The sequence below is a fragment of the Marseilla massiliensis genome (assembly GCF_016899855.1).
In the GTDB taxonomy this organism is placed as follows: domain Bacteria; phylum Bacteroidota; class Bacteroidia; order Bacteroidales; family Bacteroidaceae; genus Prevotella.
In genome coordinates this window covers 19,936-36,530 of record NZ_JACJJG010000004.1, presented here as the reverse complement: position 1 = coordinate 36,530, position 16,595 = coordinate 19,936, and the positions used below count along the sequence as shown (strand labels likewise).

The 16,595-nt window shown below is 49.2% G+C and carries 15 protein-coding genes; 4 read left to right on the top strand and 11 right to left on the bottom strand.

Annotated features, from left to right (window positions below):
• Positions 1-118 precede the first annotated feature (118 nt).
• On the top strand, positions 119-1,855 hold the full coding sequence (locus H6A34_RS01900; RefSeq protein WP_239480722.1) for an AAA family ATPase: 1,737 nt from the start codon (positions 119-121) through the stop codon (positions 1,853-1,855).
• 259 nt (positions 1,856-2,114) lie between these two features.
• On the opposite strand, the gene H6A34_RS01895 is transcribed toward H6A34_RS01900, so the two are convergent.
• The 4 genes from H6A34_RS01895 to H6A34_RS01880 form a co-directional block, all read right to left on the bottom strand.
• Positions 2,115-2,708: a 4Fe-4S dicluster domain-containing protein gene (locus tag H6A34_RS01895; protein WP_205103119.1), complete on the bottom strand. Its 594-nt coding sequence runs from the start codon at positions 2,706-2,708 to the stop codon at positions 2,115-2,117.
• Complete coding sequence (locus tag H6A34_RS01890; RefSeq protein WP_205103118.1) at positions 2,701-3,558, bottom strand: AraC family transcriptional regulator; 858 nt, start codon at positions 3,556-3,558, stop codon at positions 2,701-2,703. Before H6A34_RS01890 ends, H6A34_RS01895 begins: the two co-directional genes overlap by 8 nt.
• A gap of 400 nt (positions 3,559-3,958) precedes the next feature.
• Complete coding sequence (locus H6A34_RS01885) at positions 3,959-4,666, bottom strand: tRNA1(Val) (adenine(37)-N6)-methyltransferase (protein ID WP_205103116.1); 708 nt, start codon at positions 4,664-4,666, stop codon at positions 3,959-3,961.
• A 172-nt stretch (positions 4,667-4,838) separates the two neighbouring features.
• Entirely contained in the window at positions 4,839-5,732 is an 894-nt protein-coding gene (locus H6A34_RS01880; protein WP_205103115.1) for a helix-turn-helix domain-containing protein, read from the bottom strand.
• 393 nt (positions 5,733-6,125) lie between these two features.
• On the opposite strand from H6A34_RS01880, the gene H6A34_RS01875 reads away from it, so the two are divergent.
• The 3 genes from H6A34_RS01875 to H6A34_RS01865 all read left to right on the top strand — a co-directional run bounded on the left by H6A34_RS01875 (position 6,126) and on the right by H6A34_RS01865 (position 9,438).
• Positions 6,126-7,313: an aldo/keto reductase gene (locus H6A34_RS01875; RefSeq protein ID WP_205103114.1), complete on the top strand. Its 1,188-nt coding sequence runs from the start codon at positions 6,126-6,128 to the stop codon at positions 7,311-7,313.
• Position 7,314: 1 nt separating this feature from the next.
• Positions 7,315-8,337 (top strand): alpha/beta hydrolase, encoded by a 1,023-nt coding sequence (locus H6A34_RS01870; RefSeq protein WP_205103113.1) that lies wholly within the window; start codon positions 7,315-7,317, stop codon positions 8,335-8,337.
• A gap of 300 nt (positions 8,338-8,637) precedes the next feature.
• A complete protein-coding gene (locus tag H6A34_RS01865; protein ID WP_205103111.1) occupies positions 8,638-9,438 on the top strand; it encodes a TrmH family RNA methyltransferase in 801 nt (266 codons plus the stop codon).
• Positions 9,439-9,491: 53 nt separating this feature from the next.
• Here H6A34_RS01865 and H6A34_RS01860 read toward each other — a convergent pair whose 3' ends face one another.
• The 7 genes from H6A34_RS01860 to H6A34_RS01830 all read right to left on the bottom strand — a co-directional run bounded on the left by H6A34_RS01860 (position 9,492) and on the right by H6A34_RS01830 (position 16,572).
• Entirely contained in the window at positions 9,492-10,718 is a 1,227-nt protein-coding gene (locus tag H6A34_RS01860) for an HD domain-containing protein (RefSeq protein ID WP_205103110.1), read from the bottom strand.
• A 5-nt stretch (positions 10,719-10,723) separates the two neighbouring features.
• Positions 10,724-11,551 carry an orotidine-5'-phosphate decarboxylase gene (gene pyrF, locus H6A34_RS01855; RefSeq protein ID WP_205103108.1) on the bottom strand — a complete coding sequence of 276 codons (828 nt, stop codon included), beginning with the start codon at positions 11,549-11,551 and terminating at the stop codon, positions 10,724-10,726.
• An 80-nt stretch (positions 11,552-11,631) separates the two neighbouring features.
• Entirely contained in the window at positions 11,632-12,744 is a 1,113-nt protein-coding gene (prfA, locus tag H6A34_RS01850; RefSeq protein WP_205103106.1) for a peptide chain release factor 1, read from the bottom strand.
• A gap of 21 nt (positions 12,745-12,765) precedes the next feature.
• The gene (locus tag H6A34_RS01845) at positions 12,766-13,935 is read right to left on the bottom strand and encodes an AIR synthase-related protein (RefSeq protein ID WP_205103105.1); all 1,170 of its coding nucleotides are present in this window, start codon (positions 13,933-13,935) and stop codon (positions 12,766-12,768) included.
• A gap of 83 nt (positions 13,936-14,018) precedes the next feature.
• The gene (locus H6A34_RS01840) at positions 14,019-14,765 is read right to left on the bottom strand and encodes a shikimate dehydrogenase family protein (RefSeq protein WP_205103104.1); all 747 of its coding nucleotides are present in this window, start codon (positions 14,763-14,765) and stop codon (positions 14,019-14,021) included.
• Positions 14,766-14,775: 10 nt separating this feature from the next.
• The gene (gene ubiE, locus H6A34_RS01835) at positions 14,776-15,513 is read right to left on the bottom strand and encodes a bifunctional demethylmenaquinone methyltransferase/2-methoxy-6-polyprenyl-1,4-benzoquinol methylase UbiE (protein WP_205103102.1); all 738 of its coding nucleotides are present in this window, start codon (positions 15,511-15,513) and stop codon (positions 14,776-14,778) included.
• A gap of 96 nt (positions 15,514-15,609) precedes the next feature.
• Entirely contained in the window at positions 15,610-16,572 is a 963-nt protein-coding gene (locus H6A34_RS01830) for a phosphoribosylaminoimidazolesuccinocarboxamide synthase (RefSeq protein WP_205103101.1), read from the bottom strand.
• Between the last annotated feature and the right edge of the window lie 23 nt (positions 16,573-16,595).

The following is a 16,595-nucleotide window of genomic DNA, read 5'->3' as shown; positions in this document are numbered from 1 at the left end:
TACACCGTAACGTGATTAATGGAATGGGGAGATACCGTGCGGATAGCGGACAGTTCAGTTCTGCGGCCATCGTTGAAGTACGGTTTCTCCTCTTTCCCTTTTTATGCACTTGGATAATATGCCAGATATCGATATTGAGAACAATGAGCTGCAGCAGGCTTTGCAGATAATACAATATACCAGGCGCTCGCTGTTCCTGACAGGCAAAGCCGGTACGGGCAAGTCGACATTCCTGCGCTACATCTGCGCCAATGTCAGGAAGAAGCATGTCGTGCTGGCGCCTACAGGCATTTCGGCCATTAACGCAGGTGGCTCCACCCTGCACAGCTTCTTCAAGCTGCCATTCCATCCGCTGCTGCCCAATGACTCGCGTTATACGCCGCGCAACATTCGCAACACACTGAAGTACAGTTCGGAGAAGCGCAAGATACTGCGTGAGGTTGAGCTGGTGGTTATCGACGAGATAAGCATGGTAAGGGCCGACATAATCGACTTCATCGACCGTGTGCTGCGCGTCTATTCGCGCAACATGCGCGAGCCGTTCGGCGGCAAGCAGCTGCTGCTCGTGGGTGACATATACCAACTTGAGCCGGTGGTCAGAGAGGATGAGCGCAAAATGCTACGCCCCTTTTATTCCACGAGCTTCTTCTTCGGGGCCCGAGTGTTCCGCGAGATGCGCCTTGTCTGCATTGAACTGCGCAAGGTGTACAGGCAGAGCGACCCCGCATTCATCTCCATTCTCGACCATATCCGCACGGGTGACGTGCAGCAGTCTGATTTGCAGGCGCTTAACGCCAGGGTGGGCAGGCGGCTTGACACCACAGGCGGCCGGCTTGCCATCACCCTGTCCACCCGCCGTGACACGGTAGACTATATCAACGCTCGTCAGCTCGAGCGGCTGCCAGGCAGAGCGGTGACGTTCCGCGGCGAGGTGAAAGGTGAGTTTCCCGAAAGCAGCCTTCCCACTCCCGTAGAGCTTGAAGTAAAGCCCGGGGCCCAGGTCATCTTCATCAAGAACGACATTGACCGACGATGGGTCAACGGTACTCTTGGCGTCGTCGAGGGACTCGACGCTGCCGAGGGCGTTCTCTATGTCGTGACCGAGGATGGTAACGGGTACGACGTCTATCGCGAGCGCTGGAGCAACATGAAGTACAGGTACAACGACAAGGAGAAGAAAATAGATGAGGAGGAAATTGGCAGTTACGTACAGTTCCCCATCCGCCTTGCGTGGGCTATAACGGTGCACAAGAGCCAGGGACTTACTTTCAGACAGGTCAACATCGACTTTACCGGAGGCGTGTTTGCCGGAGGTCAGGCCTACGTAGCCCTGTCGCGCTGTACGTCGCTTGAGGGGATAAGCCTAGAGACTCCCGTCAGGCGTGAGGACGTGTTCGTAAGACCCGAGATACTCCGCTTTGCCCAAGGCTACAACGACGGCCGGCTGATAGCCTCAGCCCTCAACGAGTCAAAGGCCGACAGGGAGTATCACGACGCCGCAGCGGCATTCGACGGCGGCGATTTCGACGCTTTTCTCGACAGCTTCTTCAAGGCCATTCACCACCGTTACGACATAGAGAAGCCAGCCGCACGGCGCCTTATTCGCATGAAGCTTAACAGGATGAACACGTTGAGGCGGGAGAACGAGCGACTTGAGGACACGCTGCGCCGCCAACGCGAATTCATGAAGAAGCTTGCCGCCGAATACACGCTGCTTGGCAAGGAGTGCGAGCGTGAGCGCATGCCCGAGGCTGCCGCCGCTAATTACCGCAAGGCCCTTGAGCTGTATCCCGAGGCTCACGAGGCCCGCAGGCGTCTTGCCGCCGTCAGCCTGCATGGCGGCGAAGGCGGGTAAGGCGGCCACCCTTGTTTGGATTACCCTGGAGGCTATTGGATTGCTTTAAAGTTGAGCCTCTGTTTTTTAGGTATCAAGTTCGTGTTTCAGTACGTCCGAAGTAAAAACATGATACCTTATGCTTGCATATTACATCATTTACGGCAGATAGCATGAATTAAGGAAACCGCCGATAATAATATGCCGAGTTTATAATGCAATAATCCAATGTCCGAGTTTGCTCCCCCTATATACGCAATCAATAATAAGCCGGTGATCGTCACCGATAGAAAGAGCGTTGATACGGAAAAGGTAATCCAATCTTTCTTGGCAAGTCCTTTGGATATGAATGTTCTATACCATAATATGTGGCGTTTAACGTGACCGGCAACCGATAACAGCCCCATACGAAGGTTGCCGCTATATGGGCAATTGCCCAATTGTGCCACGTTTCATGGTTACCGCCATGCCCGGCAATATGTAAACCTATACCGGTAACGGCCGATGCGGCGAATGCTATCGGTAATAGCCGTTCTATGCCGAATGACATTCCTGTGTTTACTTTGTGGATGGAAACAGTTCCATCCGGCTTGAGGAACACGCCATTGGGACAGGTTTTTATACACTTGCCACAGGCGATACAGGCTGCGGCATTCTTGAATGCGGCATGCCTGTGACAAAGGAAACCGGCCTTGCCTATCACTTTTTTCGGACACTTCTTTATACATTCCCAACATGCCGTGCAGTGACGTAGATCCATTGTGACATATCCGGTTGTCGTTTTTTTCGTTTTCATTACTTTTTTTGCTGCAAAATTAAGTATTCCAGTTAAAAAAGCGTATGGACAGAATAAGGCAACACTTGGATTATCCATGGTTTTTCAGCCTGAATGCACTTGGGCTGATACCTGTGGTTTGCATGAAAATACGTGAGAAATAAGCATAGTCGTCTATGCCGAGCATGTTGGAAATTTCCTTTATGGAGAGACCCGTATGAACAAGCAAACGCTTGGCTTGCAATATCAGTTCATTCCTTATATACAATGTCACGCTCATCCCGGTTACTTCCTTGACAATCTCATTCAGGTAACCAGGCGAAATGTTTAACAATGATGCATAATAGGATGGCGAACGGTTTATGGTAATATGTTCGGCCAGAAGATGGAGAAAAGACAATGCTATTTCCATCTGTCTGCCGCCGTGCTTCTCTTGCAACGCTCCGGTTTCCCTTATGGCTTCGACAACAATTCCCGTGAATGTTTCTGTAAGCCGTATTATTGTCGTTCTTGTCAAATCGTCATCGCCAGTATCAATCCGGCTTGCAATCATGGCAATGACTTGCCTAAGCTCATTATGCCGTTTATTGTCGATTTTGAATAAAGGAGATGTGGTTGACAACAGAAATCCGTTAAAGATACGCTTTTCAGCATGGCCGATAAAGCCACTGTCGACAAAAAGCAGCCAACCTTCTATATCATTTGAACTTATGAAGCGGTGTACCTGACCCGGCTGGATGACGAACATGTCTCCACGGGATACGCAAACCTCCTTGAAGTCTATTAAGCCGCGTCCGCTTCCCCCTTCTACCAATCCCATTACATAGTAATCGTCTTGATGGGCATACGTCATAGGCGCATTCCCGTCTTGTGAGGAAATCATCTTTCTGAGACGTATGCCGAAGTCAGAGAGCATGTAAGCCTTGTGTTGTGGAAGTTGCTCTTGCATATTTTCCTAATTTCAAGACAAAGATAGTGCTTTTATATAAAAAACGGTATTGGACATCAAAAGAAGTAGGGCGTTTTTTATTTTCGCCACTCCGATTTCGCTTTTTGATACGCTTTGTTGTGCCTTTGCGTAAATATGGAGATTCTTTGTCTTTCGTATGTCCGTCATGCATAACGTTAGGGATAAGCTAGTCCGCCAGCTGACGGATGTCCGTCAAGCGTGATAGCATGAAGTCTGTATGGCTGCTCTGCCTGGTTGTGATATGCCGCCAACCGGTTTGCGATATGCCGTATATAAGCTTGTGGATGGCCGCTTTTTTCAAGATAAGAGACTGTCTTCCGTAACTGCCTTCCGTACCGGTAAATTATGTGTGCCCGCCCACGTGTTGGGTGGAGGCGGTTCAGCCGAGATAGAAATCCTCCGTTAGCGCCGCATACCATGCCGACCGACCGCCGTCGGTACCCATGATGCACTCTTCGGACCGTTCAACGCCATCGGTCCTCTGTTTGCCGTAGGCAAGTAAATACCTGCTGACGGGCTTGCGCGCCACTGTCCGCAGGGCGCATACGCGGTGCGGCCACAGGCCCGCCATGGCGGCCTCGGCGTCGAATGTGCCGAAGCATGCAGCCGGGACGATCAACGACATCTGGCCGTCGTCGGTCAACAGGTGTGCTGCATGGTCGAACAGCTCGCCAGCGGGTAGTGACGAGGCGCTGCGCGCCAGCGTGCGCTCGGGGCTCTTGCTCCTCGGCGTGCCGGAGTAAAACGGCGGATTGCATACTATTGTGTCGAAGCAGGCACCGCCGCCGTCGAAGTCCTGCAGGCGGCAGTTGGAAACGCTTATCCTGTCGGCCATCCCCGCTGCCACGGCGTTCTCGCGGGCCTGGGCGCAGGCGCCAGGTTCAATGTCGATGGCCGTTATGTGGGCACCGGTGTATCGCTGGGCCATCATCAGGGCTATCAGGCCCGTGCCCGTGCCGATATCGAGAATGCGCCTGCCGGGCGAGCGGGCCCATGCACCAAGCAGAACGCCGTCCGTGCCCACTTTCATGGCGCACCTGTCCTGGCGCACCGTAAAACCCTTGAACGTAAAATAGTCGTTAGGCATAGTATGTATTTTTTTGTTGTTACTGTCCGAAACTTGCGGCGCGCTCCATGCGGGAGAGCCCGCCTGTGATGACGTATCCGTGCGTGCCTGTTGGCGATTGTACCGTTACAGGTCTCTTTCGGTATGCATGTCTGCAAAGATACGGATTTTTATGGAAAAATGGTTGCGGTTATTACTGCTCCCTGTATTCGCCAGGAGTGAATCCTGTCATTCTCTTAAACCACCTGATGAAATGCTGAGGATACTGAAAGCCAAGGCTGTAGGCAATCTCGCTGACTGACGTATCAGTATCGTACATGCGTGCTTTAGCCACGTCAAGAGCTTTTAGCTGGATGTGTTTCAGGGCAGACAGTTCAGTCGTATTTCTTAATAAGTCGCTAAGGTAGTTGGGTGATAGGCAGAGTCTGTCTGCACAATACTGTACGGTGGGCAGGCCTTCTGTGGCAGGTTTGCCGTAACGGAAATAGTCGTCCAGCAACGATTCAAGGCGTGAGAGGATATCGCGGTTCATGTTTTCACGTGTAGTGAACTGCCTGTCATAGAAACGGATGCAGTAGTCAAGAAGCAATTTTACATTGTCAAGTATTAGTGGTTTACTGTGTTTGTCTGATGGATATTGTAATTCCGCCTCTATTTTTTCCTTGCACTCGGTTATGGTATGTCTCTCGTTCTCAGAAAGATGCAATGCTTCGTTGGTATTATAAGAAAAATATGTATAGTCTTTTATTGAGTGTGCCAATGGGGTGCCGCGCAGTAGTTCCGGATGGAATACTAACGCCCATCCCGCCGGTTGGTGCAGCTGTCCGTCATCGTTGATTCCCATGACTTGTCCGGGTGCGGCAAAAAGAACTGTTCCCTTTTCATAATCGTAAACGCTTTTTCCGTAATTCATTATTCCGCAATCGCTGTCTTTCAGCAAAATTCCATAAATATTGTAAAGCCTGCGGCCGTGGCGAATCGGTTTCATCTTGTCGCAATTCACAATGCTTATCAACGGATGCAATGCTTCTATGCCGAAAAGGTCACAGTAGTCCTGTACTGTTTTGAGCTTTGTAATTTCATTCATAAACAGGTTTGCTTAATGTTTGCAAATATACAGTTTTTTCTTGTAATGGTTGATGTTATGCCATAAGAAAAGATATACCGTGCTCCCGTAACTTCGACATAATCCGCGAGTTGCGATTTCGATAGGTTATGTCACCTGCGAAATTGGTTGTTATATCCGTGGTTCGGGTACAGGATTGATTATTATTATCCCGTAATTTTGCGTCAGTGAACCATATATGTGGAAATAGACCCGTTGTCGGTAACAATATGTTTTTCAAAAGGTGGCCTATTGTCAGGCAAGAGGCCGTCTTTTAATGCGTAATATGCTGCCTCTGGCAATTCAAAAGATGGCATTTCGCAATATACTTTATTTATGGATTTATACATAACGGAATATTAAGGCAATTACATCATGAAGAAAGAGAAAGAAAATCGTATTGAAATGGACCGTCGAGGATTTTTAAAGGCGGCAGCCATTAGCAGCATGGCATTTTGCATGTCTCCATCTTTGGAGAAAGTCAAAGCTGCCGGAAGTGCTGTTGGAATACAGCCATACTGGGCGAACCGAAGCGTTCCGCCCAGTATGGCTGCGGTACGTTGTCAACGTACGTTAGGCAGTGGAAAAGCGGCTTTTACCGTATCAGCAATAGGGTATGGCTGTATGGGGCTGAATCACAACCGCAGTTGGCATCCGGATCGTAAAGCGGAAATAGCCCTTGTGCGTGAAGCCGTTGAACGAGGCATAACACTTTTTGATACGGCAGAAAGCTATGGCTACCATGTCAATGAAAAATTAGTAGGCGAAGCATTGAGAGGTTATACCGACCGTGTATTTGTCTCATCCAAATTCGGACATAAGTTTGTTAATGGAGTACAGATGAAAACGGAGGAGGACAGTACGCCTGCTAACATTCGTCGTGTGTGCGAGAATTCATTGCGTAATCTCGGAGTGGAGACATTGGGTGTCTTTTATCAGCATCGTATAGATCCGAATACGCCTATCGAGGTTGTTGCCGAGACTGTTGGCGAACTTATTAAAGAGGGTAAAATCCTTCATTGGGGAATGTGTGAGGTGAATGCTGAAACAATACGTCGTGCTCATGGAGTATGCCCGGTGACTGCTATCCAAAGCGAATACCATTTTATGCACCGCGCCTTTGAGGAAAATGGGGTACTGGCTGTATGTGAAGAATTGGGTATAGGTTTTGTTCCTTACAGTCCTTTAAACCGTGGATTTCTCGGTGGAATGATAAATGAGTATACAAAATTCGACCCTGATAATGATAACAGACAGACGCTGCCACGTTTTCAGCCAGACGCTATCCGGGCTAATACATGTATAGTGGAGGTCCTTAACGCTTTCGGACGTACGAGAGGATTGACCCCAGCCCAAATTGCATTGGCTTGGCTGATGAACAAGAAACCGTTTATAGTACCCATACCTGGTACAACAAAACTGTCACATCTTGAAGAAAACTTGCGTGCAACGGATGTAGTTTTTACAGATGATGAGGTAAAAGAGTTGGAAAAGATTATTTCATCAATTCCTGTTATGGGTAATCGTTATGACGCATTGCAGGAATCAAAAGTACAAAAATAGAATGGAAAGGACGGCGGCATTTGTAATCATTGCATTATTGCTCATGGGATGTTCAGGCAAGAACGTATTAAAGATTGCCGAACAAGGCAGTTTTACCGTTGGTGGAATAATATTGAAAGATTCATTAGGACATACTTATCATGGCGACCATGCCTATGTTTTCTACCAAAAACCTGTTGGCACACGTAAATATCCGTTGGTATTCGCTCATGGAGTAGGCCAGTTTTCAAAAACATGGGAAACTACACCTGACGGTCGTGATGGATTTCAGAACATTTTTTTACGCAAAGGATTTAGTGTATATCTTGTTGACCAACCACGGCGCGGTAATGCCGGTCGTGGCACAGAAAAAGTTACCATAACGCCAACATTTGATGAAGAACAGTGGTTTAACCGTTTTCGTTTGGGGATTTGGCCTGAGTTTTTTGATGGCGTTCAGTTTAGCCGGGCGCCGGAGGCATTGGACCAATTCTTTAGACAGATGACGCCAACGCTTGGCTCTGTAGATTTTGATGTATATTCCGATGCGTACGCCGCATTGTTCGACAAAATAGGTCCAGCCGTATTCGTTACACATTCACAAGGAGGCCCTGTCGGTTGGCAGACATTATTAAAAACAAAGAATATCAAAGGTATAGTTGCGTACGAGCCAGGTGGAGGTATTCCTTTTCCCGAAGGGCAAGTGCCGGAAGAAGGCCGTGTTTTGACCCTTTCAAATAAAACGGAGGGAATTGAAGTTCCGACAAATGTTTTTATGGAATACACGAAAGTGTCTATCGTGGTGTTCTATGGTGACAATCTGCCTGATACAGACGAGCGTCCTGAAATATACGAATGGACACGTCGTCTGCATTTGATGCGTCGTTGGGCGGAAATGCTGAACCGTCTTGGTGGTGATGTGACAGTTATTCACTTGCCAGACGTAGGTTTGCGGGGCAATACCCATTTCCCTATGTCTGATTTAAATAATGCCGATGTGGCGAGATTGATGTATGACTGGCTACGCGATAAGAGTTTAGACTAATGTAGAATTAATGGTTGACAGGTCCTTTTTAACATGCAGAGGTATAGTCTTATATTTTTGTAATACTTATTTTCCGGTGTAGTTTATGAAAAGATGAATTATATATCCATTTCATGGGCTTTTTTACCGAATTTTCCGTATATTGTTTCACGAATATAGGATGTGGCTCGGTAAAACAATAAAAAACTTCGTTCTTCATTTTCATTTACGCCCACTTTTGAGTATATTTGTATGTTCTGTATTGATTTTTTGTATGCGGGGTGGGTTAAATTCCGGCCTCGATCGTCCAATGTATAGGTTATGATTGGTAATGTAAACTGTATAGAGATAGAGTCGTTGGACCATCCTGGCCTTGAGGTGTACAGCCGCCTGACCGAGGCTGGCCTACGCGGCGATGGCGAGATTTTTATAGTAGAGAGCCCGAAGGTGATTAGTGTGGCTCTCGACAGCGGCCTCGTGCCGGTGTCTCTGCTGTGCGAGCGGCGTCATATAGCTGGCCAGGCGGCGGGCATTATAGCCCGTTTGGACGGCGTGCCGGTCTATACGGGCGACAGGGAGGTGCTGGCAGCTCTTACGGGGTATGTCCTGACGCGCGGCGTGCTCTGCGCCATGCGCCGCCCTGAGGCGAGAAGTGCGTGTGAAGTGTGCCGAGGGGCTCGCCGTGTGGCCGTTCTGGATAGCGTGGTCGACTCGACGAATGTCGGCGCCGTATTCCGTTCGGCTGTGGCATTGGGAGTCGATGCGGTGTTGCTGGCCGGAGGAGCTTGTGACCCTCTGTGCCGCAGGAGTGTCAGGGTGTCGATGGGAGCGGTGTTTCTCGTGCCATGGGCCCGGTTCGACGGGGGACCCGATGCCTTGCGGGCGATGGGTTTCAGGACTGTGGCGATGGCTTTGGCTGATAGCTCTGTACCTCTTGACTCGCCGCTGTTGCGTAACGAGGAGCGGCTGGCTATCATCATTGGCAACGAGGGCGACGGGCTACCGCCCGCTACTGTCGCGGCGGCCGACTATGTGGTCAGGATTCCGATGGCGCACGGTGTTGACTCGCTGAACGCGGCGGCTGCCGCCGCCGTGGCGTTTTGGGAGCTAAGGGTGCGTTAGGCCAACGTCTTCCTCCATATATACACCGTACATAGCCTTTCTCCCGGCTGTGGCTACCGCTGGTAGCAGAGGTAGTATTTCCTGATTTTTCTTGACAGCATGGCTATGTTGAATATCTCGGAGGCTTCGGATATGTCTTTTTCCATCCCGTTGGGATATAGCATGGTTATGCGGTCGTGTGTGGCGTCGTACATGTCCTTGCGTATTTCGCCGTGGCTTGTCAGGCAGGCTGCGTCGTCGCGACTTATGCAGTATCTGGCAGCTATGGCGGCTATAATGTCGGCTATGCGTGCGGGTGTGGCGGGTGTGTCAGTCAGTTCCGTCTTGAAGAGTGTGCGGTTGACAATGTCCGCCGAGAGGGTTGCCAGTACTTTGTCGCTGCAGCTGGTCCATGCTTTCAGCGAGCTCCATACGTCGTTGTCGTCAAGCAGGGCGTAATGGCGTTGCGCCTCGGGGTCATGGCGGAAAGTGGCGGCGTCGACATTGTTGTAGAGGAAGTGGCGCAGCGCGGGCGTAGCAAAGAGGTCTACGCCGCGGCGGGCCAGGCTTTTGGCCCTCAGCAAGGCGTTGACGAGCACTTTCTCGCTCGCCACTGTGGTCTTGTGGAGGTAGACCTGCCAGTACATAAGGCGGCGCGACATGAGGTAGTTCTCGATGGTGTAAAGCCCCTTGGAGTCTATCACGAGCCTGTCGCCGCTGACGTTGAGCATTTTTATTATGCGGTCGCAGCCGATATTGCCTTCGGTCACGCCGGTGAAGAAGCTGTCGCGGCGCAGGTAGTCGAGGCGGTCCATGTCGAGCTGGCTACTTATGAGCTGGTGGAGGTACTTCTTGGGGTATTCGTCCTTGAATATCTTGAGGGCGAGGTTCAGTCGGCCGTTCATTTCGCGGTTGACCTGTTCCATCAAGAGCAGCGATATCTCCTCGTGGCTTATTCCGCTTATGAGCGTGCGCTCGAGCACGTGGGAGAATGGGCCATGGCCGATGTCGTGCATGAGTATGGCTGCCCCTGCGGCCTCGGCCTCGCTGTCGAAGATGAACACTCCTTTCTGCGTCAGCGTAGCGATGGCCTCGCTCATGAGGTGGTAGGCGCCGAGCGAATGCTGGAAGCGGGTGTGCTGGGCCGATGGGTAGACCATTGACGTCAGCCCGAGTTGGCGTATTCTCGTGAGACGCTGCATCAGCGGGTGCTCGACGATGTCGAGTAGCAGCCCATGAGGGATATTGATGAACCCGAAGATGGGGTCGTTGATTATCTTGCCGGTGTTGCTTCCATCCATTCCGCCTATTTGTTGACCTTATCCAATTCGGTTGCCATTTCCCGCTGCAGTTCCATGGCCTTGATGGCTGCGACTTGCGCGAAGTCGGTATCGCCCGAGGCGTATATTATGCCGCGGCTGCTGTTCACTATAAGTCCGCAGTCGTCGGTCATGCCGTACTTGCACACTTCCTGCAGGCTGCCGCCTTGCGCCCCGACGCCTGGCACTAGGAGGAAGTGGTCTGGGGCGAGCATGCGTATGTCTTGGAACATCTTGCCTTGGGTGGCACCGACTACGTACATCATGTTGTCGGGCGTGCCCCATGCTTGCGACTTGCGTATTACTTTCTCGAACAAGCGCTCGCCGTCCTGGTCAGTCGTCAGCTGGAAATCGTGCGAGCCCTTGTTACTCGTCAGTGCCAGCAGGATGACCCATTTGTTTTCGTACTCAAGGAACGGCGTTACGCTGTCCTCTCCCATGTAGGGGGCTACGGTTAGCGCGTCGATGTCGTATCCGTCGAAGAAAGTCCTTGCGTACATGGCCGACGTGTTGCCAATGTCGCCGCGTTTGGCGTCGGCTATGATTAGATGGTCAGGATATGTCTCTTTAAGATATTCTACGGTGCGCTCGAACGCCGACAGCCCTTTGGTGCCCATGCACTCGTAAAAGGCGAGGTTTGGCTTGTAAGCTATGCAGTATTTGGCGGTAGCGTCAATGATGGCTTTGTTGAAGTCGAAGATGGGGTCGTCGTTACCCAGCAAATGCTGGGGTATCTTCTTGATGTCTGTGTCGAGGCCGACGCAGAGGAATGTCTTTTTCGTGAAGATGTGTTCGATGAGCTGTTGTCTTGTCATGATTTGTGGGTGATATAGTGGTTAATGATTATACAGTGGCGGTTACCGTAGGTGGTAACTGTGTCTGTGTTGTCAGGTACTTATAGTTCGGCCTCCTTCATTCTTTCGGCGTTCTCGGCTACGGTCAGTGCGTCGATCATGTCCTTGATGTCGCCGTTGAGGAAGCCTTGCAGGTCGTGTGTGGTGAATCCGATACGGTGGTCGGTCACGCGACCTTGTTGAAAGTTGTAGGTCCTGATTTTAGCGCTGCGGTCGCCCGTCGAGACGAGAGTCTTGCGCCTGTTTGCTATGTCGTCGACGTACTTTTGGTGTTCACGGTCATATATGAAAGTGCGCAGGCGTGAGAGAGCGCGCTCTTTATTCTTCGGTTGGTCGCGGGTTTCGGTACACTCGATTAGTATTTCCTCTACCTCGCCTGTATTGGGATTTTTCCATGGATAGCGCAGGCGTACTCCAGACTCTACCTTGTTGACGTTCTGGCCACCAGCTCCGGAACTGCGGAACGTGTCCCATTTGATGTCACCTTCGTTGATGTTAACTTCAAACTTGTCGGCTTCTGGCAGTACTGCCACGGTGGCGGCGCTTGTGTGCATTCGCCCCTGTGTCTCGGTAGCTGGCACGCGTTGTACACGGTGCACGCCCGATTCGTATTTTAACGTGCCGTACACGTTGTCGCCGCTTACGGCAAAATCTATTTCCTTATATCCGCCTACAGCCCCTTCACTGACGCTTGTTACGGAGAGTACCCATCCCATCGAGTCGCAGAATTTTTTGTACATCTGGAACAAGTCTCCCGCGAAGAGGGCCGCCTCGTCGCCTCCTGTACCGGCGCGAATCTCCATCTGCACATTTTTTGCGTCCTCTGGGTCTTTCGGCACAAGGGCGATTTTTATTTCCTCCTCTATCTTAGGTTGCAAGGCCTCGTTAGCCTGCAGTTCCTCGCGTGCCATGTCCTTAAGGTCGGGGTCGCTCTCGTTGGCAAGTATATCCTTCGCTTCCTTGATTGCTTCAAGACAAGCAATATATTTTTTACGGGCCTTCATTATGTCGTCCAAGTCCTTGTACTCACGTGTAAGGCGGACATACCTTTCCTGGTCGGCAATTACTGAAGGGTCGGTTATCAGGGTCGATATTTCCTCGTATCGGCTTTCAAGCCCTTCGAGTTTCTCAAGAATGCTGTTGTTGTCGGGCATATTATCTTTTGCTCTTTACTTTTAATAATTGAATTCTCCGAATTCTGATTTTATGGTCAGGCTCTTGTTGCCTTCTTCAATGTGGCCTATCACTTGGGCGGCTATGTTGAAGCTGTTGCTTATCTCTATCACTTTATCCGCGGTTTCTGGGCTGACGTATATTTCCATCCTGTGTCCCATGTTGAAAACCTTGTACATTTCCTGCCAGTCAGTACCGCTCTGCTCCTTTATAATCCTGAAGAGTGGAGGTACGGGGAACATGTTATCCTTGACTACGCGGCAATTGTCGTTGACAAAGTGGAGCACTTTTGTCTGAGCCCCGCCGGTGCAATGTACCATGCCGTGTATCTCAGGCCTAAGCTTGTCGAGCATTCTCTTGATAACAGGGGCGTAAGTGCGGGTGGGGGATAACACCAGCCGGCCTACGTTTACCGGTACGTCGGGCAATTGGTCGGTAAGTTTGTAATGACCGCTGTACACGAGTTCTTCCGGAACGGCGTGGTCATAGCTCTCGGGATATTTTTCAGCTATGTATTTTGCAAATACGTCATGGCGTGCGCTTGTAAGTCCATTACTGCCCATTCCTCCATTGTAAGAATGCTCATAGGTAGCTTGGCCGAATGAAGCAAGTCCGACGATAACATCCCCGGGACGTATGTTGGCATTGTTGACGACATCAGCGCGTTTCATTCTACATGTTACTGTCGAGTCAACGATGATGGTTCTGACTAAGTCGCCAACGTCCGCCGTTTCTCCTCCAGTTGCGTATATACCGATACCCATATCCCGCATGGAGGCCAGAAGCTCGTCTGTTCCGTTGATTATGGCTGATATTACTTCTCCCGGAACAAGCATTTTATTGCGCCCTATTGTACTTGACACCAGGATGTTGTCCACAGCCCCGACGCACAGTAAGTCGTCAGTGTTCATAATCAGCGCGTCTTGCGCAATGCCTTTCCATACACTAAGGTCACCAGTCTCTTTCCAGTATGTGTACGCCAATGACGATTTTGTACCGGCGCCGTCTGCATGCATGATATTGCAATATTCAGGGTCGCCGCCAAGTATGTCAGGTATTATTTTGCAGAAGGCTTGCGGGAATATTCCTTTATCTATATTCTTTATGGCGTTGTGGACGTCCTCCTTGGCTGCAGAGACGCCACGCATCATGTAACGGTTATGTGAGTCCATTGTCTTTAATTATGGTTATGTTGTTTACGGTTCAGGTGTATATACCGGGCGCTAAATCGGTCGCTTACGGCTTATTTTTTGTATTATTTGTCCTCATTCCAGAATTCCCAACTTGCGAATGCTTGTAATAAAAGCATTTCCAGACCGTTCTTTACGGTAGCACCCCTGGCGGCCCCTCTTTTCATGAATAATGTTTGGTCAGGGTTGTATAACAAGTCGTATAGAAGATTCTTGCTGTCCATTGCCTCATAAGGTAGTTCAGGACATTCGTCAGTGTGCGGATACATTCCGCACGGAGTGCAGTTTACGATGACATTGTATTCTTTTACAACATCAGGAGTTATCTTGTCGTATTGTATTGTGCCAGGACGTTCATACCTGCTGACGAAAATCGTTTCCAGCCCCAGCGACTTAAGGCCGTAATTAATTGCTTTTGATGCGCCTCCGGTACCGAGTATCAGGGCTTTCTTGTGAAAACGCTCAAGTAAAGGTTCAATGCTCTTGGTGAAACCTATGACGTCACTGTTATATCCCTTCAGTCTTGTCGCGTTGCCTTTGTGTTCTACACGGATTACGTTTACGGCACCGATGGCTCGCGCCTCGGGACTTACTGCGTCGAGGAAGCTAATTACTTTTTCCTTGTACGGAATTGTGACATTGAGGCCTCTTAATTCAGGGTTTAAAGCTAATACTTCTGGTAGCGAATCGATGGTAGGAATCTCGAAATTGATATATTCTGCATCGATATTCTCGTTTTTGAATTTCTCGTTGAAGTAGTTTATTGAGAATGAGTGCCCCAGCGGGTAACCGATCAGTCCGTATTTATCCATAATTATTGAATTATTTGATAGCTAAATAACAAGTGCATATACCGAATGTAAGGCGCCTGAATCTGGCTTCCGAGAATCCGGCTTTCTTGAATATCCCTACCATCTCTTCTCCTTGCGGGAATGATTCAATGGTGTTGATAAGGTACTTATACGCATTTTTGTCTTTTGATATAAGTTTACCATATAGAGGAAGCAGGGTGTGTGAATATATCCAAAAGAGTTGTTTCATGGGGAAATGTAGCGGACTGCTTAATTCCAGAATACTTACATGGCCTCCCTTTTTCAATACTCGGCACATTTCCTTTAGGCATGCATCGAGGTTTTGGAAATTTCTTATTCCGAAAGCCGTTGTTATGGCATCGAAACTGTTATCGTTGAATGAAAGGTGTTCACAATCTTCCTTTTCAAATGATATCACATTTTCGAGTCCTGCCTTTTTAACTTTCAACATTCCGATACGCATCATGCCCTCAGAAATATCTATTCCGACAATGTTTTCTGGACATAATTTTTTTGCCGACATGATTGCAAAGTCTCCCGTTCCGGTTGCAATGTCTAATATAGAAGACGGTTTATAACGTCTTAGTTGTTTTATTGCCGTATTTCTCCAAAAGTAGTCAATGCCGAATGAGAGGCGATGGTTGAGGGCATCATACGAATGGGCTATGTTGTCGAACATTTCCTCTACCTGTTTGCTCTTTTCCTGCCCGTTGCTGTATGGGGTTATGCGTTCCTGCTTGTATGACATCGTGGCTTGCTGGCAAAATACATAATTAAGTGACAAACATGGAGGCCAACTCAGTATTATAAATGTATACTCCCTCCATGTTTGTCGGTTAGTTGGTTATTTGCCTGTATTCTTGTAACTCTCGAGATACTCTTTTACATTCTTTTCTATGCGTGCGGCAATATCGCCTTCTTCGGCTGCTTTGTCGAATTTGTCACCAGTAATGTGTTCGAACAGTTCAATGTAACGTTCGCTTACGCTCTCTGCGTATTCGTCGGTTATTTCCGGCATTACCTGTCCAGGCTCATTCATGAAGTTATGCTCAATAAGCCATTGACGTACAAACTCTTTAGACAACTGGCGCTGCGGTTCGCCCTTCTCAAATTTTTCTTCGTATCCGTCAGCATAGAAATAACGGCTACTGTCAGGTGTGTGAACCTCGTCAATCAAGTAAACTTTACCGTCACGCTTTCCGAATTCATACTTTGTATCAACAAGAATTAGACCATGCTGGGCTGCAATTTCCTGGCCTCGTGCGAATATCTTGCGCGTGTAATCCTCCATTATTTCGTAGTCTTCCTTGCTGACTATACCCTGGGCAATGATTTCTTCTTTCGAGATATTCATGTCATGTCCTTCATCAGCCTTTGTCGTGGGTGTAATGATCGGTTCCGGGAAGCGTTGGTTTTCCCTCATGCCATCAGGTAATTTCACACCGCAAATTTCACGGCAACCTTTTTGATACTCGCGCCATGCTGAGCCGGTCAGGATTGAACGGATAATCATTTCCACACGGAAACCTTCGCACTTCAAGCCAACGGTAACCATCGGATCCGGAGTTGCCAGTTTCCAGTTAGGACAGATGTCTTTTGTCTGGTCAAGGAACTTAGATGCGATTTGGTTCAGAACTTGTCCCTTGAACGGTATTCCTTTGGGCAGGATTACGTCAAAAGCCGAAATCCTGTCGGTTGCAACCATAACGATAATGTCATCGTTGATGTTGTAAACATCGCGTACCTTACCATGATACACGCTCTTTTGTCCATCAAAATGGAAGTCTGTTCTTGTTAACGCTTTCATTGTCTTTTATTTTTGTTTGTGAG